Consider the following 19,231-nt stretch of genomic DNA (forward strand, 5'->3'; position numbering starts at 1 on the left):
CCTTAGCGGTCTTGGGTGGAGTGCCCGGGCTTGACCCGGGGAATCTGCTGGGTACGTGGGTTCCGCTGCCGGTCACGCTGTTCCTTGAGTTTTTCCTTCACCTTGTCCCGGGGCGATTCGTGTTGCCCCTGGCCGGAAGGATCGTGGGTCCGGAGCTCCTCTTGTGCTTCCAGCATGTCCTCGAGGAGCGAGCGGAGCTCCGCACGGACGTAGTCGCGGGTTGCCACTTCGCGCAGCGCGATCCGCAGCGACGCCAGTTCCCGGGTCAGGTACTCCGTGTCTGACAAATTGCGTTCGGCGCGCTGGCGGTCCTGCTGAAGCGAGACGCGGTCGCGGTCGTCCTGGCGGTTCTGGGCCAGCAGCAGCAACGGTGCCGCGTAGGAAGCCTGCAGGGACAGCATCAGGGTAAGCAGGGTGAACCCGAGGTCGCGGGAATCGAACTGCCAGGCAAGCGGCGCCCAAGTGTTCCAGGCCAGCCAGATGACGACGAAGACCGTCATGTAGACGAGGAACTGCGGCGTACCCATGAAGCGGGCAAAGCCTTCCGTGGCGTGGCCGAAGGCGTCAGGATCCGGGGAAAACTTGGGCAGGATCCGCTGGCGTCCGCTGAGCGGCGTGTCCAGGCTGCCCTTCGCTGCTGCCTTGGCGGGCAGCCGCTGGTTGGGGTTTTTGGGAGCGCTGCTGTCAGCCAATGCGGCCACCGAGCCTTCTTATTGGGGCTTCGCCATCGTGGGCGCGCCAGTCGTCCGGCAACAGATGATCCAGAACGTCATCAACAGTCACCGCCCCCACAAGCCGGCCGGCGTCGTTGACCACCGGAAGGGAGTTCAGGTTATAGGTAGCCAGGGTCCGTGCCACTTCACTGATGTGGGCCTGGTCGGACAGCGGCTCGAGGTTCTTGTCCACCAGGTTGCCCAGCGGTTCGAACGGCGGGTAGCGGAGCAGCTGCTGGATGTGGACGACGCCGAGGAAGCGCCCCGTAGGGGTTTCCAGCGGGGGCCTGGTAATAAAAATGGACGAGGCAAGCGCCGGGGAGAGTTCTTCACGGCGAACGTGGGCCAGCGCCTCGGCCACCGTGGCCTCGGGCGGCAGGATGACGGGTACCGGGGTCATCAGGCCGCCGGCGGTGTCCTCGTCGTATTCCAGCAGGCGCCGGACGTCCTCTGCACCCTCAGGCTCCATCAGCTGAAGCAGTTCCTCCGCCTGGGCGGAGGGGAGCTCGCCGAGGAGGTCGGCGGCGTCGTCGGGGTCCATTTCCTCGAGCACGTCGGCGGCTCGCTGGACGTCAAGGGCTGAGAGGATCTCCACCTGGTCATCCTCGGGCAGCTCCTGGAGGACGTCGGCCAGGCGCTCATCCTGCAGCTCGCTGGCCACCTCGAAGCGGCGCTTGTCACTCATCTCCTGGAGCGCCTCGGCAAAATCCGCGGGCTTGAGGTCTTCGTGGTTGGCCACGAACTGGGTGGCGGCCTGCGGCTCGGTCCGGGGGCCCTGCAGGGCGTCTGCCCAGTCGATGATGAGGGTTTCGTTACGGCGCAGCCGGCTCAGCGGCGAGAGGGAATGGCCCCGCCGGACAAACAGCTTGCTGACGAACCAGTCGCGGGAGCGGTGCTGGTCCATGGCGATGTCTTCGATGGTGGCATCGCCGCTGCCGTCCCGGAGCGTGACGCGGCGGTCGAACATCTCGGCCACCACCAGGGTTTCTGCGCCGCGCTGCTCGAAGCGGCGCAGGTTGACCAGTCCCGTGCAGATGACCTGGGTCTGGTCGATCGAGGTGATCCGGGTCATCGGCACAAAGACCCGCTTTTTCCCCGGAACTTCCACCACGATGCCCACCACGTGCGGGGCACCCTGGGCGCCGCGGGAGAGCACAACAACATCGCGCAGCCTGCCCAGCCGGTCGCCCAGCGGGTCAAAGACGTCCAGGCCCAGCAGGCGCGCCACGAAGACGCGGGTAGGTGTTGTACTCACTCCTACAGGCTACCGAGTCTGCTCTCTTTTAGCTGAATTTACAGGCAGCACACATGGTCATGGGCAAGAATGGGACTATGGCAAACATTTTTGGTGCTCCCAAGGCTGGCGGGCCCAACGGCGTGGACGAAGCCCGCGCGGTTCCCACCGGCGACACCGTCGGCTCCTACACTTCCTACCTGGACGCGCAGAAGGCCGTGGACTACCTCGCGGACCAGCAGTTTCCGGTCCACATGGTGTCCATCGTGGGCAACGAACTGAAGATGGTGGAGCGGGTCACTGGGCGCCTGAGCTACCCGCGCGTGGCCCTCTCCGGTGCGCTGAGCGGCATGTGGTTCGGTCTCTTTGTGGGTGTGCTGCTCTCCTTCTTCGCGCCGTCACCGGGGTATTTCTCTATCCTGACGTCCGTGCTGATGGGTGCGGCGTTCTTTATCCTCTTCGGCATCGTCACCTATGCCATGCAGCGCGGGAAGCGTGACTTCACCTCCACCAGCCAGGTGGTGGCCACCAGCTACGATGTCGTCGTCTCGCCGGAGGCTGCGCACGAGGCGCGCCGGCTCCTGCAGCAGCTGCCGATGACCCGCTCAGACGCAGCGGCGGGCAACGGTCCCTACAACCAGCGCGACTACCAGAACCAGCCCTACCAGCAGCCGGGCCAGGGCCCTGCCCGCCCGTCCGGCTGGAACGACCCGTACGGCCAGTCTTCAAACAACCATTCTTCAGGCTCTTCAGTTCAGGAGAACCCCGCCTACGGGGCACCCGCAGGGCAGCAGCCCGACGCCGGCGCCCAGCAGCAGCCCATTCAGTCACCGGCGCGGGCCGTGCGGTACCCGGACCTCCCGGATGGCCGGCCCCAGTACGGGGTCCGGCTTTCCCCGCAGCCTGATGCCGAAGGCAGTGAGGCAGCAGAAGGCCAGCAGGCTCCGGCGCCGCACGCTCCGGCGCGGCACTCGGCGGGACAGGCTGACAGCGGGCAGCCGGCAGACCAGCGGCCCGTGGACGATCAGCGGCCGGACGATTTCCGGCAGTAAAAAAGGTCAGGGAAGCAGCGTTAGCGGGACCACCGGAATTTCCGAGGGTCCCGCTTTTGCGTGTGCCTAGTGTGCGTCGTCGGCTTCGCGGTAGATGCCGGCCATCCAGTTCTCCACGTCATCCGCCTTGCGCGGCAGGGCGGCACTGAGGTTCACCGGACCCTCAGCCGTCATCAGAATGTCATCCTCGATGCGCACCCCGATGCCTCGGTATTCAGCGGGGATGGCCAGGTCCTCCTCCTTGAAGTACAGGCCGGGTTCGATGGTGAACACCATGCCTTCGGTGAGGATGCCGTCCAGGTACAGCTCGCGCTTGGCCTGGGCGCAGTCATGGACGTCGAGCCCCAGGTGGTGGCTGGTTCCGTGCGGCATCCAGCGGCGGTGCTGCTGGCCCTCCGGGCTGATCGCTTCTTCGACGCTGACCGGCAGGAGGCCCCACTCCTCGAGGCGCTCGGCGAGGACGGTAGTCGCGGCGGTGTGGATGTCGCGGAACCGCGTGCCGGGCTGGGCTGCGGCAAAGCCTGCGTCTGCGGCGTCCAGGACAGCCTCATACACCTTGCGCTGGACGTCGGAGAAGATACCGGTTGCCGGCAGGGTCCGCGTGATATCGGCGGTGTACAGCGAGTCCGCTTCCACGCCCGCGTCCAGCAACAGGAGCTCGCCCGCGTTGATCTTCCCGGTGTTGCGGGTCCAGTGCAGGACGGTGGCGTTGTTGCCCGATGCCGCGATGGTGTCGTAGCCCAGCTCGTTGCCCACCTCGCGGGCGCGGGCAAAGAAGGCACCCTCCACGACGCGTTCGCCGCGGACATGGGTCAGTGCCCGGGGCAGGGCCTTGACAACTTCTTCGAACCCTTCGACGGTGGCGGCGACTGCGAGCTTCATCTGCTCGATCTCCCACTCGTCCTTGAGCAGCCGCAGTTCGGAGAGGGCTTCGCTGAGCTTTTCGTCCAGGGCGTCGAGGACGGCGAGGTCCAGGTTGTCGGGGTCCTTCGCGGTGTTGTAGCGGGCGGTGTCCACGAGGGCGTCGATGTTTTCGTCCACCTTGCGGACCAGGCGGATGGAGATGCCGCCGATTTCAGGGGCACCCACGTTCTTGGTGATGGCTGTTTCGAGCTGGTCGATGTGTGCGGTAGCCAGGCCCAGGCGGGCCTCGAACTCGGCAAGAGTAGGGCGGGCGCCGATCCAGAACTCACCGGAGCGTGAGTCGGCGTAAAACTGCTCGGTATCCCGGCCGGCGAGCGGCCGGAAGTACAGCGTGGCGCGGTGGTTGCCGCCGTCGTCGCCCTTTCCTTCTTCAACGGGCTCCAGGACCAGGACAGCGTCCGGTTCGTGGTCAAGGCCAAGCCCGGTGAGGTGCGCGAAGCCCGAGTGCGGGCGGAAGCGGTAGTCGCAGTCGTTGGAACGGACCTTCAGCGGTCCGGCCGGGATGACCAGGCGTTCGCCTTTGAACTGGTCCGAGATGGCCTTGCGCCGGGTTGCGGCGTGGCTGGCAACGGCGTCGCGCGCCGGGAGTTCCTGGCTGGAGGGCGCCCAGTTGCTGGCCATAAAGGCTTTAAAGGCGTCGGAACTGGGCCGCTGGGAGCGGTTGTTGACCCGCTCTTCCAAGGGCTGGGAAGCAGAATTTTGGGTGTTATCGGCATCGTTCACGGCACCATCGTCTCACCAGCATGAAGCCTTGTGCGAATACCTGCATGAACGGGGGAGCCGCGGTCTACTAGGCTGGGGAGGTGAGGATTGACCTGCATGCCCACTCCAATGTCTCCGACGGCACGGAAAAGCCCGCCGACGTGATGGCGTCGGCAGCCCGTGCCGGGCTGGACGTGGTGGCGCTGACCGACCACGATTCCACCACGGGATGGGTGGAAGCCTCGGCTGCTGCGGTGGAGCACGGCGTTGCGCTGGTGCCCGGCATGGAGGTTTCGTGCCGGACGGAGCAGGGAATCAGTGTCCACCTGTTGAGCTACCTGCATGACCCCGGGCATGCCGGGCTGCTCGAGGAGATCACCAAGGCCAAGGATGCCCGGCAGACCCGCGCCGAGCGGATGGTCACCCTGCTCGCGGAGGACTATCCGCTCACCTGGGACGACGTCATCCATCATGTGGCGCCGGGTGCCACCCTTGGCCGGCCGCATATTGCCGACGCGCTCGTGGCCGCGGGCGTGGTGGAGGACCGGTCCGAGGCATTTGCATCCATCCTCACCTCCCGGTCCCGCTACTTCATCCAGCACTACGCGCCGGACCCGGCCACCGCCGTCGAACTGGTCCGCGCCGCAGGAGGCGTCCCCGTATTTGCCCATCCGGTGGCTTCGTCCCGGGGCCGCATTGTGGGGGAGCGGGTTTACCAGGAGATGATCGACGCCGGGCTGGCCGGGTTGGAGATCGACCACCGTGACAACACGGAGGAAGGCCGCGGGTTCCTCCGCCGGCTGGCCGCCAGGCATGACCTGCTGATCACCGGATCGTCCGACTACCACGGGACCGGCAAGCCCAACCTGCTCGGGGAGAACCTGACGGACCCAGAGGTCCTGGCCCGGATCGAGGACATGGCGACCGGGACCGTCGTCGTCCGCCCCTAAGGCCGCCTTCCCCACTGACTGGCATTAGATGTCGTCTTGAGCCGCAACGACGTCTACTGCGAGCTAGCTGGGCGGGAAAGAGGTGAACTCGGCGTGCGCACCCAGGCGCTTGGCCATGATGTCGATAGCCGGCTGGTTCTGGTCCACGCACACGAACTTCCGGCCCAGCTTCGCCGAGACAGCACCCAGCGTGCCGGAACCGGCGAAGAAGTCGAGGCACCAGTCGCCGGGCCGGCTTGACGCTGCCACCACCCGACGGACCAGGCCTTCCGGCTTCTGGGTGGGGTAGCCGGTTTTTTCCTTGCCGGTGGGGGAGACGATGGTGTGCCACCAGACGTCGGTGGGCAGCTTTCCCAGTTCGCGCTTGGCGGGGGTGACAAGCCCCGGCGCCATGTAGGGCTCCCTGTCCACCTCGGCGCTGTTGAAGTGGTACTTCGCCGGGTTCTTCACGTACACGAGGATGTTGTCGTGCTTCGTGGGCCAGCGGTTCTTCGCGCGGGCACCGTAGTCGTAGGCCCAGATGATCTCGTTCAGGAAGCATTCCCGCCCGAAGATGGCGTCCAGCATCACCTTGGCATAGTGGACCTCGCGGTAGTCGAGGTGCAGGTACAGCGTGCCGTCCTCGGCCAGCAGGCGCCAGGCCTCCACGAGCCGTGGTTCCAGGAAGGACCAGTAGTCGCTGAAGGCGTCGTCGTAGCGGTGCAGCGCGCCCTTGATGGTGTCGTAGGAGCGTCCCTTGAAACCCACACGGTCGCCGGTGCCGCCGGCGTTGGCCACCATGGTGGTTTGCTGGCGCTGCTGGGGCCGGCCGGTGTTGAACGGCGGATCCACGTATATCAGTGTGAAGGCGCCGTCCGGCAGCGACGGGAGGAACTCCGCATTGTCTGCGTGAACCACCAGGCTGCTGCCGTCCGGCGCCCAGACGGTGTCAGTCATAAAGGGTATTAGGCCTCGGTGCTGCCCGGCTGTACTGCTGTGTCGCTGCCGGCTACTACCTCGCCGTTGCGGCGGCGGGTACGCGTGCGGGAGCGGCGGGCACGCGAAGGCTGCTCGCCCTCGGTTGCGGTGGAGGTTGCGGCGGGTGCGTCGCCGGCAGCAGCGGGGGCTGCAGCTGTTTCGGAAGTACGACGACGGCGCTCGCCGGCGCGGCCGGCGGAGTCACCGCCGGTGCGGCCGCCGTCGCGGTTTCCGCCCCTGCTGTCTCGGCCGCGGCTGGTGCGCTCCCGGCCGTCGCGCTCCCGGGAGGGAGCGCTGTCACGGCCGCCGCGGCTGTTCTTCTTGCCGGTTTCACCGAGGTCTTCGAGGACCTCGGCGTCAACGCCGGCAAGGGTGCGCTTGTCACGGGGCAGGCGGCCCTTGGTGCCTACGGGGATGTCCAGCTCCTCGAAAAGGTGCGGCGAGGAGGAGTAGGTTTCCACAGGCTCCGGAACGCTCAGGCCCAGGGCCTTGTTGATCAGGCCCCAGCGGGGCATGTCGTCCCAGTCCACGAAGGTGACCGCGGTGCCCTTATTGCCGGCGCGGCCGGTACGGCCCACGCGGTGCAGGTAGATCTTCTCGTCCTCCACGCACTGGTAGTTGATCACGTGGGTGACGTCATCCACGTCGATGCCGCGTGCGGCGACGTCGGTGGCCACCAGGACGTCCACCTTGTTGTTGCGGAATGCGCGGAGGGCCTGTTCGCGGGCGCCCTGGCCAAGGTCACCGTGGATGGCGGCGGCGGCGAAGCCGCGGTCCACGAGCTCCTCCGCCACCTTGGCGGCGGTGCGCTTGGTTTTGGTGAAGATGATGGTGCGGCCGCGGCCGCGCGCCTGGAGGATGCGGGCCACAACTTCAATCTTGTCCATGCTGTGCGCACGGTAGATGAGTTGGCGGATGTCGCGCTTGGTGAGGCCCTCGTCGTCAGGATCTGCGGCGCGGATGTGCGTGGGCTGCGTCATGTAGCGGCGGGCCATGGCGATGACCGGGCCGGGCATGGTGGCAGAGAACAGCAGGGTCTGGCGGACGGCGGGTGTGCCGGCGATGAGGGTTTCGACGTCGGGCAGGAAGCCGAGGTCGAGCATTTCGTCGGCCTCGTCCAGGATGACCATTTTGACGTTCTTGAGGCTCAGGTGCTTCTGCTTGTAGAGGTCGATGAGGCGGCCGGGTGTTCCCACCACGACCTCCACGCCCTTCGTCAGTGCCTCCACCTGGGGCTCGTAGGCACGGCCGCCGTAAATGGTGGCGATGCGGGCGTTCCGTTTGCGGGATGCCGTCTGCAGGTCATTGGCCACCTGGACGGCGAGTTCGCGGGTGGGCACGATGACCAGGGCCTGCGGGGCGCCGGGGACGGCCAGCTTCTCGTAGCCGGGGTCGTCCTGGCCTACTACCCGCTGGAGGGCGGGGATGCCGAAGCCAAGGGTCTTGCCGGTGCCGGTCTTGGCCTGGCCAATGATGTCGTGGCCGGACAGGGCAACCGGCAAAGTCATGGCCTGGATGGGGAAGGGGTGCGTGATCCCGGCGTCGGCCAGGGATTCCACGATGTCGGCCCGGACGTTGTAGTCCGCGAAGGATTTCTCCTCGATTTCGTGCGGCTTCTCGTCCGAGATGATGGTTTCTTCGGGCTCGAGGACTTCGGTGCCGGACTCGTCGGTCAGGAGCTGGTGGGTATGCAATTCACTCACGGTGGAGTTTCCTTATTCATTTGGGCAATGGCGCTGCCTGCTCAACGGGCCGGCCGCAAGGCTGTTCCGGAGCACGCTCGGGCGCACACGCAATTCCAGTGGAAGCCGATCGCGGGCTATCTAAATGCTGGCACTGGTGACCAGCGGGTGTATCTCAAGATCGCGTAGGGGCGGGCTTGTTGGTTTCAAATCAAGGAAATCAACGACCGGGCATCCATTTCTACTTCTTCAGTCTAGCGGCAGACAGCCCAATTCCCGGCTTTGCGGCCCGGTGGGCACATGGCACAGCTTGTTGCGCCGCTACTCCACGAGCTCGAAGTGGACTTCCCTCGTTGCGATATCCGAGGAGACCAGGCGCACCCGGACCTTGGTTCCGGACTCCAGTTCCCCGGCGCAACGGGCGGTCACGGCGGGGTCCGCGATCTGGATAATGCCCGAACCGCCGTTGCCGTTGCCGTTCTTCCCGTTCCCGTTCCTGCCGTTGCCGTTCCCGTTTTTACCGTTCTCTTTTTGCGGTTTGGACCCGGAGATCACGATCGCCTCGAATTCCTGCCCAATATGGTTGACCAGCAGGGCCGCCTCCACGGTATCCAAAGCCATGCGCTCCATCCGTGACGCGAGCTGGTCGGATCCGGCCATAATCTCGGGCAAGGTTGGAAGGGCATCCCGCGCCCACCCCGGCACATGACCGCCGTTGCTCAAAGCCTCGCAGATCACCAGCACAAAGCGGTCCACCAGGCGGCGCAGCGGCGCGGTGGTGTGGGCGTAGGCGGCACCGATGGCCGACTGGTCAGCGTCCTCCGGCAGGGAGCCGTCAAAGGCGGTGTAGGCGGCGCCCCGGAACAGCATGCCGGCTGAGTGCATAATGGCCAGCTGGCGGGGTTCGGTGGGGTCCAGGCTGCGCAGGTATTCGCCGTAACTGACTTCGCCATCCCAGGGCTTGCCAAGAACCTCGGTCTGCAGCCGAAAGTGGTTCAGGGAGCGCTCATCCGGGGCCGGCATGGTGCGCAGGATGCCCACCTTCCCAGCCAGCATGAGCTGAGCCGCCGCCATCCCTGTCATGAGGGATATCTGGGCGTTCCAGTCCTCCACCGGAAGCTGGGGAGCGGCGGCAATCCGGTAGCCGCCGTCGGGAAGCTGGACAATCTCCTGTTCCGGCATGTTCAGGCTCGCGCCGCCCCGGGCCCGTTCCAGCTCCACGCGCTTGAGCCCCACCTCTTTGAGGAGCTGCAGTACCGGCGAGGCGGAGCCGGCATCGAGTTCGGCCTGCACCCCTTTATAGCTGAGCTTCGCGCGGCTGCGCATCCTGGCCCGTTTCACGGTCACCGAGTTCACCTCGGCGGCGCTGTCCAGGCGGAAGTCCCAGACGAAGGCAGAACAGTCCTGGCCGGGGAGGAGGCTGCCGGCCTGTTCGCTGATCACTTCCGGATGCAGCGGGATCCGCCCGTCGGGGGCGTAGAAGGTCTGGCCCCGGCGTCGCGTTTCTGCGTCCAGGGGCCCGCCGGGGTTCACAAAGGCGGGGACATCCGCAATCGCGTACAGCACGTGGTAGCCATCGCCGTCGGCTTCAATAAACAGCGCCTGGTCCAGGTCCGTGGACGACGCCGGATCGATGGTGATGAAGTCGACGCCGGTGAGGTCCTCGTCAGGGAGCTGCAGGGACTCAACTGCCGCTTTCGCGTCAGCCACCGCGTCCTCAGGGTAGGAGCCCGGCAGCTCGAGCTCGGTCCGCAGGGCGCCCAGAGCTTCCTCGAGCGCGTTGGTGTGCTCGTGGACGTTGGGACCCAGCCGATGGTATGACACGAAAATCAGCCTAGCCCGAATTCACGCCATAGTGCAGGCACCGGGCCCGGAGTGCCGTTGCTTGCCCTACCGCGGTACCGCGCCTTCGGAGGTGGTAGGTGGCAGGCAGCGGGTGTCAGGAGTTGGGGACATTTAGGGCGGCGAGCAGCGACGCTGCGGCGGCTGCCGGATCGCTGGCCTCCGTAATGGCGCGGACCACCACAATCCGGCGGGCGCCCGCTTCCACCACCTGCTCCACGTTGCTTTGGTCGATGCCGCCGATCGCAAACCAGGGAACACCGCCGTCGGGCTGCCCATCCTGCCCTGAACGCGCAGCTTCGGCGGCATACCGCACCAGCTCGAGCCCGACGGCGGCCCGCCCGGGCTTGGTGGGGGTTGCCCAGACCGGGCCGACGCAGAAGTAGTCCAGCCCCGCGGGGGCTGCGGCCGCAGCGAGGGCGGCGTCCACCTGCGCCGGGCTGTGGCTGGACAGGCCGATGGCCGCGTTGCCGTTGAGCAAGGTTCGCGCGGCGCCCAGCGGCAGGTCTTTTTGGCCGATGTGGAATACCGGCGAGCCGGACAGAATAGCGATGTCCGCCCTGTCGTTGACCGCCCACAGCCGGCCGTGTCGTTCTGCCGCCTCCTTGAGGACTGCCAGGAGCTCCAGCTCCTCCGCTGCCTCAATGGACTTGTCCCGAAGCTGGATGATGTCCACCCCGCCGGCAAATGCTGCATCGACGAACTGGTCAAAGTCGCCGCGGTCCGTGCGGGAATCCGTGCAGAGGTAGAGGCGGGCGGCGTGGAGGCCGTTGCTGACCTTGGCATTGCTGAGGACATCGGTGCCGGCGGCGGGGGTATGGGTCACATTCATGGGGAAAAGACTAGTTCCTCTACACTTGCCTCGTACTGCGGGAGCCCGCGGCAGCTGTCACAAAGCGCCGGGCTGAGAGGGCGTCAGAGCCGACCGCTTGACCTGATCCGGTTAATGCCGGCGTAGGGAAGGAGACACATGCGCGTACCATCCAACTGCCCTGTAGACAGCACGCCCGGGCGCACGGACGGCATTATCCAGGCCGATGTGGCAGTCATCGGCGGCGGAGTCATCGGCCACAGCATCGCCTGGGAGGCGAAGCGCTCCGGCCGCGCAGTGGTGGTCATTGACGACGCACCGGGCTCCGGGGCCAGCTGGGCTGCCGCCGGAATGCTCGCTCCGGTCAGCGAACTGCACTACCAGGAGGAGGACCTCCTGGAACTCATGCTGGACGCCTCGGCCCGCTGGCCGGCTTTCGCCGCCCGACTCGCCGCGGCATCCGGGGCAGATCCGGGATACATCACGACGCCGACCCTCGCCGTGGGTGCCGACGCCGCCGACCGCCGTGCGCTGATGGACCTGCGCGCAGTCCAGCAGGCAAACGGCCTTTCCGTTGAACCGCTGACCATCCGGACTGCCCGGCAGCGCGAGCCACTTCTCAGTCCCGGGATTGCCTGCGCGCTGGACACCCCCGCAGACCACCAGGTGGATCCGCGGCTGCTGGTGGCCTGCCTGCAGGCTGCCTTGACCGGCGACGGTGCGGGGGACGGGGTCGGGAACAGGAACGGAGCCGCGGGGCCCGGCACTTCAGCAGCGGGCGCCGTCGACGATCACGCGGTCCTGGCCCGCGCTGCCGGTCTGTTGTGGCACGACGGAGCCGTTGCCGGCGTACGCCTCGCAGGCGGCGGAACGGTGCTGGCCGCCGAAACGGTCGTGGCGAACGGGCTGCATGCGGCAGCCCTGGAAGCACTACCCAAAGACTTGCACCTGCCGCTCCGGCCAGTCCACGGGGACATCCTGCGCCTCGCAGTTCCCGGCCATTTGCAGCCGCTGGTGACGTCCACCGTCCGCGGGCTGGTGCACGGCGTTCCGGTCTACATCGTGCCCCGCCGGGACGGCACGGTGGTGATCGGGGCAACCCAGCGTGAGGATACGCCGTCGGCCGCCGATGCCGTCTCCGCGGGGGGCGTGTACCAGCTCCTTCGCGACGCGCAGGTGCTGGTTCCCGCCGTCGCCGAACTCGAGCTGCTGGAATCCACGGCCCGGGCACGCCCCGGAACTCCGGACAACGCACCGCTGCTGGGGCGGGTTCCCGTCCCCGGCGGAGAGGCCCGTGACTCCGGGCACATTGCCGGCCTCATCATCGCCACCGGGTTCTTCCGCCACGGAGTCCTGCTGGCGCCGGCCGCTGCTGCCGTCTGCCTGGAGCTCCTGGACGGGTATGAAGACCCCCGCTGGGCTGCCTTCAACCCGGGCCGCTTCTCCGCCAAGCCAGGTGCCCGCACTCCTGCCCGCCTTCGCAACACACCGCCCATAAAGGAAACAGCATGAACATCACCTTGAACGGAACCCTGCACGTTGTGCCCGAGGGTGCCTCCATCACCGTGCTCGTCAGCGAGGTCACCGGGCGCCCCCTCGCTGCCAGCGGCCAGGCTACCGACGGCCGGAAACTTGGCGTGGCCGTGGCCCACAATTCGCAGGTCGTGCCCCGCAGCCAGTGGTTTGCCACTGCGCTCGCGGACGGCGACGACGTTGAGCTCGTCACGGCAGTGCAGGGAGGCTGACACCATGACCGAAACCATCACCACCACAAGCCTTGCGGGCCACGACGACCCGTTGGTGATTGACGGCGTCGCACTGACCTCCCGGCTCATCATGGGCACCGGCGGCGCGCCAAGCCTGGACGGACTGGGAGCAGCCCTGCTGGCCTCGGGCACGGGACTGACCACGGTGGCCATGCGGCGGTATTCGGCCGCGGAGACGGGCTCACTCTTCCAGCTGCTCGTGGACCACGGCATCCGCGTGCTGCCCAACACGGCAGGCTGCTTTACGGCGCGGGACGCCGTGCTGACCGCCGAACTGGCCCGTGAGGCACTGGAAACCGACTGGGTGAAGCTGGAAGTCATCGCCGATGAACAGACTTTGCTGCCGGACGCCGTCGAGCTGCTGGACGCTACGGAACAACTGGTCAACAGGGGCTTCAAGGTCTTTGCTTACACCAACGACGATCCCGTCCTCGCGCTGCGGCTTGAGAACCTCGGGGCCACCGCGGTGATGCCGCTCGGGGCGCCGATCGGCACCGGACTGGGCATCCTGAACCCGCACAACATCGAGCTGATCGTGTCCCGCGCCGCGGTGCCGGTGGTTCTGGACGCCGGCATCGGTACTGCCTCGGACGCGGCCCTGGCCATGGAGCTGGGGTGCGACGCCGTGCTGCTGGCCACCGCTGTGACCCGCGCCCAAAATCCTGCGCTGATGGGGGAGGCCTTCAAACACGCGGTGATCGCCGGTAGGCTGGCGAAAGCGGCCGGAAGGATCCCGCGTCGCGAACATGCACTGGCGTCGTCGGCCATGGAGGGCCGGGCCGAGTTCCTGTAGCCCGCTCCCGGTGCCGCGGACGCCTACCATCAGGCGAGGAGCAGCTATGGCCGGCAAGGACGTTCTTTCTCCCGAGCGGCTCGAGGACGCCTTGGCTGTCCTGCCGGACTGGCGGTACCGCGAGGGTGGACTGGTGACCGTGTACAAGCTGCCGACGGCGGCTGCCGCACTTGAGCTGATTGCCGCCGTCGGGCGCCTTGCCGAGGAACAAAACCACCACCCTGACCTGGACTGGCGGTACAACCGGGTGTTCCTCCGCTACACCTCCCACGACGCCGGGGGAGAGGTCACAGCCCGCGACGTGGGCGCGGCCGAAGCAGTGCGTGAAGCTGCAGCCGCGCTGCAGGCAGTTGCTGAGCCGGAGCGGCACCCCGCCAGCTCTTAACTGACGGTGACCACCGCCCAAGGGCAGTGGTCACAGTCGTTGCTTGGCTTGCGATTCAGTACTTGCGCTTCGGTTAGAGCTTCAGGGCCTCAGTCAGCCGTTGCAGGTCATGCCTGGCCCTTGTGCGGCCCAAGTAGAGGACCACGGCAACCGCCGCGGCCGCTCCCAGAACCATGGGCAGGACCCACGGCAGCCACGTCATCCCCGGCCGGTAGCCAAAGCCCGCAGCCATCAGGATGATCCAGCTGACGGCTCCGACAACCACGCTAACGGCCGCGGGAAGGACGACTCCGTATTTTGTGTGCCGCTTGTCGTTGGCCCAGACGATAAAACCTGCGGCCGCCGTTACCAGCACCACGATGGTCAGCGAAAGCATGGCTCTCCTTGGAATAACCGCCCTTCAGCGGTGCCTGAGGCTAGAACTGGCCGAAACCTACGCGACGGACCTCTTCGGCGCCGATTTCCACATACGCCAGTGCCTTGCCGGGAACAATGATCAGGCGTCCTTTGTCATCCTTCAGGCGCAGTTCGCCGCCGTTGCTGATGGCTTCCTGCACGACCTTGGCCACTGAGTCTGCATCATCATTTGACTCCAGGACAATTTCGCGGCCAACGTTCTGCACGCCGATCTTAATTTCCACAGGGGGCCTCCCAGCCGGTTCACGTTTCTCGGGTTATGTCTTATTTGTAGTCTAGGACTCTTTGGGGAAGCGAGAGATTCCGCGCCAAGCTAAACGGTAGATGAGGTCACTGGCCACATTGAGGTCCAGGTTCCCGTCGGTTTCGAGCCAGTACCGGGCACTGACCTGCGCCATCCCGGCAAGCCCGCGGCCCAGCAGCTCTGCCTCCAGGTGGGGAAGCTTGGTGTCCTCGGCTATAACGCGTGCAATGGCATCGGCAAACGTCCGGTTAAAGGTCTCCAGCCGTGCGCTTACATCGGGATCGTTGATGAGGTCGGATTCGAATACGAGCCGGTGGGCCTGGTCATCGTTGGCGATGAACTGGAAATAAGCCCGCATTACGGCCTGCACACGTTCATCATTGTCCGTGGTGGAGTTCAGGGCTCCCAGCATCAGGTCAGTGAGGGATGCCAGATGGCTTTCGAGCAGGGCAAGGTACAGTTCCCGCTTCGAGGGGAAGTGCTGGTACAGGACCGGTTTGCTGACGTGCGCCGTCTCGGCGATTTCGTCCATGGCTGCGCCGTGATAGCCGTTGGCCACGAAGACTTCCTGTGCCGCGGAAAGGAGTTGCGCGCGTCGCTCGTCCCGGGGAAGCCGGGCGGACCGTTGCCCGGCCGGGGCGCGGAGCGGTTTGCGGTTCGGCTGCGGACGGGCCGTCAGCCCGTGCTTCATGGACCACAGTTGTCCTTCTTTCCCTTGCAGTTACCCCCACTCTACTTCGGGGTAATATGACCCGGCGGTATCCCGGGGCATACATTGAAGTATGGCTTCGACATTCACCGCAAATGTTTCGACTGTTTCACTGGATCCGCTGGTTGAACCGGCAGGTGAGCTCACTCCTGACGAGGTGGAACGCTATTCGCGGCACCTCATCATTCCCGAGATCGGGGCGCTGGGGCAGCGGCGGCTCAAGAACGCAAAAGTACTGGTGATCGGCGCCGGCGGGCTCGGATCACCGGCGCTGCTCTACCTTGCGGCTGCAGGGGTGGGAACGCTCGGAATCATCGACGACGACGCCGTTGACCTCACCAACCTGCAGCGCCAGGTCATCCACGGCGTGGCCGACGTCGGGCGGCCCAAGATCGAATCGGCGCGGGACGCCATCGCCGCCCTAAACCCGCTGGTGGACGTCCGGCTGCACAACGTCCGCCTGGATGCCTCCAACGCCCTGGAGCTGTTCGCCGGCTACGACCTGATCCTGGACGGGGCGGACAACTTCGCCACCCGCTACCTGGTCAACGACGCCGCCGCCATCCTGGGCAAGCCGTACGTCTGGGGCTCCATCTTCCGTTTCGACGGGCAGGTGAGCGTCTTCTGGGAAAAGCACGGGCCCACCTACCGCGACCTCTACCCTGAGGCGCCGCCCGCGGGCTCCGTCCCTTCGTGCGGTGAGGGCGGCGTCTTTGGCATGCTCTGCGCTGCCGTGGGATCGCTGATGGTCACCGAGGCAGTGAAGCTGATCACCGGCGTCGGACGTTCCCTGCTGGGGCGGGTGGCCCTGTTCGACGCCCTCGGCGGCAGCTGGCGCGAAATCCGTGTCTCGAAGGATCCGGCAGCTGAACCCATCACGGAGCTGACGGATTATGAAGCGTTCTGCGGCATCACGCCAGCGGCGCAGGCGGACACGGAACACACCGTCACCGCCACCCAGTTGGCGACCATGCTCGCATCGCGCAATGCCGGCCTGAAGGACTTTGAACTGGTGGATGTGCGGGAGTCCGGCGAATACGACATCGTTCGGATCGACGGCGCCGTGCTCATTCCGCAGGGACGAATCCTTGCGGGCGAGGCGTGGCAGGAGCTCCCGCAGGACCGGGACATCGTGTTCCTCTGCAAGGCCGGGACCAGATCCGCAAACGTGCTGGCCGCGGCGCAGAAGGCCGGTTATCAGCGGGTCAGCCATCTCGACGGCGGCATCCTCGCCTGGGTGCGCGAGGTGGAGCCCCACAAGCCCGTCTACTGAACCCCGCGCGACGACGCCCGCTCACTTATGGCACCCCTTTGCAGGACGCGCGCTCACTTGCTTGAAGAAAGTGAGCGCGCGTTGCCTGAAAACGGGCTGTAAGTGAGCGCGCGTCGCCTGAAAACGGGCTGTAAGTGAGCGGGCGTTGATTGGAAAGGCGCCGTAGGTGAGCGGGCGTTGCCCCAGGTGGTCAGGCGCTTTCGAGGCCGCTGTGGTCCACCGGGCATTCGGCCTGCGGAACGGCTCGGGCTGCCGGCTGCTCAACGGTGATGCCGTAGAGGGCCTCCAGGGCGGCGACGTACTCGTCCTGCTGGCCGTTGGCGGCCAGTTCGCGGGCGCGCACCGTGGGGACGTGCAGCAGTTGCTTGACCATGCGCCGGAGTGCAAACTCCACTTCCTCGGCCGCGGCGGTGCAGCCGTGCCGGGCACGGACCTTTTCCATCTCCGCGTCCAGGACGTTCATGGTGTGCCGCCGCAGTGCAACGATCGCGGTATCCACGGAACGGGCCTCCCGTTCCTGCTCAAAGGCTTTGGCGGCGCCGCTGACGATGCCGCTTGCCTGCGTCAGTGATTCAGCCTGTTCCTGCGGTGCGGCCAGGCGCACGGATTCCAGGGTCAGCAGCTCAACGCCGTCCAGCTCGCCCACGCCGGGGTCGAAATCATGGGTCAGGGCGAGGTCGATGGCAATCAGCGGCTGCGGCGAATTTGCCCGCACCAGGGCGAGTTCGTCGGCTTCCACCCGGGTGTCAGAACCGCTGCAGCCGATCATTACGTCAGCGGCGGCGACTGCGGGGCGCAGCGACTCGGCGTCGAGGGCGGTGCCGCCGCGGGTGGCCACAAAGCCTTCGGCGCGGCCGGAAGAGGAGAAGACGGAGATATCGGTGCAGCCACGCTCACGCAGCAGGGCCATCGTGGCACCGGCGTAGGCTCCGGTGCCGAAGACCACCACCTTCTTGGCAGACCAGTCAGGGTTCTCGGAAAGGTCGGTTGCCAGATCCAGGGCTACGGAAACGATGGAAAGCCCCCTTGATCCGAGGGCTGTCTGGGCACCGACGTCCTTGGCGGTCTTGGACGCAGCCTGGAACAGCCGCACGAGCCCGGAGCTGGCGGTTCCTTCGTGCTGTGCGGTAATGAGTGCCCGGCGTACCTGGCCGGCAATTTCACGCTCTCCAACCACTGCGGAGTCCAGCCCGGCGCTGACGGCGAAGAGGTGCTGGCTTACTTCGGGGCCGGTGCGGGTGCTGAAGGAGCGGGAGACGAGCGGTTCGCTCAGTCCGCTCACGTCACTGATCTGGGCGACGAGGGCGGCGCGGGCGGCTTCGACGTCGTCCGGGTGGGGGGCTTCGCCGTAGATTTCGTACCGGTTGCAGGTGGCAAGGACCACCGCACCCGTCACTGCCGGCGATCCGGAGAGAGCGGATGTGGCGATCCCGGAAGCACCGTTGCTCAACTGAGCAACGGTCTCAAGATCGATGTCGGCGTGTGTAGCCACCAATGAGAAAAGAACCACAGCAGGTCAATCATAGCTTTTTCGTTCCTCGGTAGAACAACTGTCCGGCGCGGAAGCGGGCGGCCGGGGCTGTGATTCCTGCCACGGCGCGGGCAGGGGCGCTGGCAGCTGCCCCTCGCGTGACAGCCTGTCGTTATCTTTTACTGCTGTTTTTGGGCACAATCGAAGGCATGACTTCCAGCCCTGCCACGTCCGCTGCCGGCGCCCTTGCTGCAGACCATCCACTGGTGGATGGCCGCACCGCAGACTCGCCGCTGATCACGGCCTACCGGGGCGGGAAGCCTTCCCGCCGCCCCGTCTGGTTCATGCGGCAGGCCGGGCGCTCACTTCCTGAGTACCTCAAGGTCCGCGAAGGCATCGCCATGCTGGACTCCTGCCTGCGGCCGGAGCTTGCTTCGGAGATCACCCTCCAGCCGGTCCGCCGCCACGACGTGGACGCCGGCATCTTCTTTTCCGACATCGTCATCCCGTTGAAGCTGGCAGGCGTCGGCGTCGACATCGTGCCCGGGGTAGGTCCGGTCCTGGACAAGCCCGTGCGGACAGCCGCCGACGTGGCCGCCCTGCCGCAGCTGACCTGGGAGGCGCTTGAACCCATCCGCGAAGCGGTCCGCCTCACGGTGGCCGAACTCGGGAGCACCCCGCTGATTGGCTTCGCCGGAGCTCCCTTTACCCTGGCTGCCTACATGGTGGAGGGCAAACCGTCCCGCGACCACCTCGGGCCCCGCACCATGATGCACGCAGACCCGGAGACCTGGCGTGCGCTCGCCAACTGGGCTGCCGACGCGTCCGGCATGTTCCTGCAGGCCCAGCTGGAGGCCGGCGCCTCTGCGGGGCAGCTGTTTGACTCGTGGGCAGGCTCCCTGGGCTTGGCCGACTACACAAAATTCGTGGCTCCGGCCTCCACCCGGGCCCTCGACCATGTGCGGCACCTGGGCGCGCCGCTCATCCATTTCGGTACCGGCACCTCCGAGCTTCTTGTCGCCATGCGGGACGTGGGCGTGGACGTGGTGGGCGTTGACTATCGCCTGCCGCTGGACGAGGCCAACCGCAGGCTGGGCGGATCGGTCCCGCTGCAGGGCAACATCGACCCTGCCCTCCTGTCGGCCCCCTGGGACATCCTCGAAGCCCACGTCCGCTCTGTTATTGAAGCCGGAGCAGCCGCGCCCGGCCACGTCCTTAATCTCGGCCACGGCGTTCCCCCCGAGACCGACCCTGCCGTCCTTACCCGGGTCGTAGAGCTCATCCACTCCATCTCGCCGGAATAACC

General features: G+C 66.4%; 19 protein-coding genes and 1 riboswitch. Of the genes, 8 read left to right on the plus strand and 11 right to left on the minus strand.

What is annotated here, in order from left to right:
* Positions 1-2: 2 nt before the first annotated feature.
* Together QFZ70_RS05615 and QFZ70_RS05620 are read right to left on the minus strand one after the other, a co-directional pair.
* Complete coding sequence (locus QFZ70_RS05615; RefSeq protein WP_307094457.1) at positions 3-701, minus strand: DUF1003 domain-containing protein; 699 nt, start codon at positions 699-701, stop codon at positions 3-5.
* A complete protein-coding gene (locus tag QFZ70_RS05620) occupies positions 685-1,968 on the minus strand; it encodes a magnesium transporter MgtE N-terminal domain-containing protein (protein ID WP_307094458.1) in 1,284 nt (427 codons plus the stop codon). Before QFZ70_RS05620 ends, QFZ70_RS05615 begins: the two co-directional genes overlap by 17 nt.
* A 77-nt stretch (positions 1,969-2,045) precedes the next feature.
* Here QFZ70_RS05620 and QFZ70_RS05625 point away from each other — a divergent pair, with 77 nt between their 5' ends.
* Complete coding sequence (locus QFZ70_RS05625; RefSeq protein WP_307094459.1) at positions 2,046-2,999, plus strand: general stress protein; 954 nt, start codon at positions 2,046-2,048, stop codon at positions 2,997-2,999.
* Between the two features lie 66 nt (positions 3,000-3,065).
* Here the strand turns inward: QFZ70_RS05625 and QFZ70_RS05630 are convergent, their stop codons facing one another.
* Complete coding sequence (locus tag QFZ70_RS05630; protein ID WP_307094460.1) at positions 3,066-4,646, minus strand: aminopeptidase P family protein; 1,581 nt, start codon at positions 4,644-4,646, stop codon at positions 3,066-3,068.
* An 80-nt stretch (positions 4,647-4,726) separates the two neighbouring features.
* On the opposite strand from QFZ70_RS05630, the gene QFZ70_RS05635 reads away from it, so the two are divergent.
* Positions 4,727-5,575: a PHP domain-containing protein gene (locus QFZ70_RS05635; protein WP_307094461.1), complete on the plus strand. Its 849-nt coding sequence runs from the start codon at positions 4,727-4,729 to the stop codon at positions 5,573-5,575.
* 63 nt (positions 5,576-5,638) lie between these two features.
* Here QFZ70_RS05635 and QFZ70_RS05640 read toward each other — a convergent pair whose 3' ends face one another.
* The 4 genes from QFZ70_RS05640 to thiE form a co-directional block, all read right to left on the minus strand.
* The gene (locus tag QFZ70_RS05640) at positions 5,639-6,511 is read right to left on the minus strand and encodes a site-specific DNA-methyltransferase (RefSeq protein ID WP_307094462.1); all 873 of its coding nucleotides are present in this window, start codon (positions 6,509-6,511) and stop codon (positions 5,639-5,641) included.
* 8 nt (positions 6,512-6,519) lie between these two features.
* Complete coding sequence (locus QFZ70_RS05645) at positions 6,520-8,235, minus strand: DEAD/DEAH box helicase (RefSeq protein ID WP_307094463.1); 1,716 nt, start codon at positions 8,233-8,235, stop codon at positions 6,520-6,522.
* A 300-nt stretch (positions 8,236-8,535) separates the two neighbouring features.
* Entirely contained in the window at positions 8,536-10,038 is a 1,503-nt protein-coding gene (locus QFZ70_RS05650) for an RNB domain-containing ribonuclease (RefSeq protein WP_307094464.1), read from the minus strand.
* Positions 10,039-10,153: 115 nt separating this feature from the next.
* Positions 10,154-10,888, minus strand: coding sequence for a thiamine phosphate synthase (gene thiE, locus QFZ70_RS05655; RefSeq protein WP_307094465.1), 735 nt, complete (start codon positions 10,886-10,888; stop codon positions 10,154-10,156).
* 27 nt (positions 10,889-10,915) lie between these two features.
* Positions 10,916-11,034: riboswitch (TPP riboswitch) on the plus strand.
* On the opposite strand from thiE, the gene QFZ70_RS05660 reads away from it, so the two are divergent.
* From QFZ70_RS05660 to QFZ70_RS05675, 4 genes are all read left to right on the plus strand, one after another.
* Positions 11,027-12,379, plus strand: a complete 1,353-nt coding sequence (locus tag QFZ70_RS05660) for an FAD-dependent oxidoreductase (protein ID WP_307094466.1) — start codon at positions 11,027-11,029, stop codon at positions 12,377-12,379. It overlaps the preceding riboswitch by 8 nt.
* Positions 12,376-12,612 carry a sulfur carrier protein ThiS gene (gene thiS / locus QFZ70_RS05665; protein WP_307094467.1) on the plus strand — a complete coding sequence of 79 codons (237 nt, stop codon included), beginning with the start codon at positions 12,376-12,378 and terminating at the stop codon, positions 12,610-12,612. The genes QFZ70_RS05660 and thiS overlap by 4 nt, the downstream gene beginning before the upstream one ends.
* Positions 12,613-12,616: 4 nt before the next feature.
* On the plus strand, positions 12,617-13,426 hold the full coding sequence (locus QFZ70_RS05670; RefSeq protein WP_307094468.1) for a thiazole synthase: 810 nt from the start codon (positions 12,617-12,619) through the stop codon (positions 13,424-13,426).
* 46 nt (positions 13,427-13,472) lie between these two features.
* A complete protein-coding gene (locus QFZ70_RS05675) occupies positions 13,473-13,811 on the plus strand; it encodes a 4a-hydroxytetrahydrobiopterin dehydratase (RefSeq protein ID WP_307094469.1) in 339 nt (112 codons plus the stop codon).
* A gap of 73 nt (positions 13,812-13,884) precedes the next feature.
* Here the strand turns inward: QFZ70_RS05675 and QFZ70_RS05680 are convergent, their stop codons facing one another.
* Genes QFZ70_RS05680 through QFZ70_RS05690 form a run of 3 tightly spaced genes read right to left on the minus strand, consistent with a single transcriptional unit; the run spans position 13,885 to position 15,163 of the window.
* Complete coding sequence (locus QFZ70_RS05680) at positions 13,885-14,187, minus strand: hypothetical protein (protein WP_307094470.1); 303 nt, start codon at positions 14,185-14,187, stop codon at positions 13,885-13,887.
* 40 nt (positions 14,188-14,227) lie between these two features.
* Positions 14,228-14,452: a DUF3107 domain-containing protein gene (locus QFZ70_RS05685; protein WP_104042400.1), complete on the minus strand. Its 225-nt coding sequence runs from the start codon at positions 14,450-14,452 to the stop codon at positions 14,228-14,230.
* A 51-nt stretch (positions 14,453-14,503) separates the two neighbouring features.
* A complete protein-coding gene (locus QFZ70_RS05690; RefSeq protein ID WP_307094471.1) occupies positions 14,504-15,163 on the minus strand; it encodes a TetR/AcrR family transcriptional regulator in 660 nt (219 codons plus the stop codon).
* Between the two features lie 91 nt (positions 15,164-15,254).
* Here QFZ70_RS05690 and moeB point away from each other — a divergent pair, with 91 nt between their 5' ends.
* On the plus strand, positions 15,255-16,454 hold the full coding sequence (gene moeB / locus QFZ70_RS05695; RefSeq protein ID WP_307094472.1) for a molybdopterin-synthase adenylyltransferase MoeB: 1,200 nt from the start codon (positions 15,255-15,257) through the stop codon (positions 16,452-16,454).
* 190 nt (positions 16,455-16,644) lie between these two features.
* Here moeB and QFZ70_RS05700 read toward each other — a convergent pair whose 3' ends face one another.
* Positions 16,645-17,964: a glutamyl-tRNA reductase gene (locus QFZ70_RS05700; protein ID WP_307094473.1), complete on the minus strand. Its 1,320-nt coding sequence runs from the start codon at positions 17,962-17,964 to the stop codon at positions 16,645-16,647.
* Between the two features lie 170 nt (positions 17,965-18,134).
* On the opposite strand from QFZ70_RS05700, the gene hemE reads away from it, so the two are divergent.
* The gene (hemE, locus tag QFZ70_RS05705; RefSeq protein ID WP_307094474.1) at positions 18,135-19,229 is read left to right on the plus strand and encodes a uroporphyrinogen decarboxylase; all 1,095 of its coding nucleotides are present in this window, start codon (positions 18,135-18,137) and stop codon (positions 19,227-19,229) included.
* Positions 19,230-19,231: the final 2 nt, after the last annotated feature.

Source organism: Arthrobacter sp. V1I9 (genome assembly GCF_030817075.1).
GTDB lineage: Bacteria > Actinomycetota > Actinomycetes > Actinomycetales > Micrococcaceae > Arthrobacter.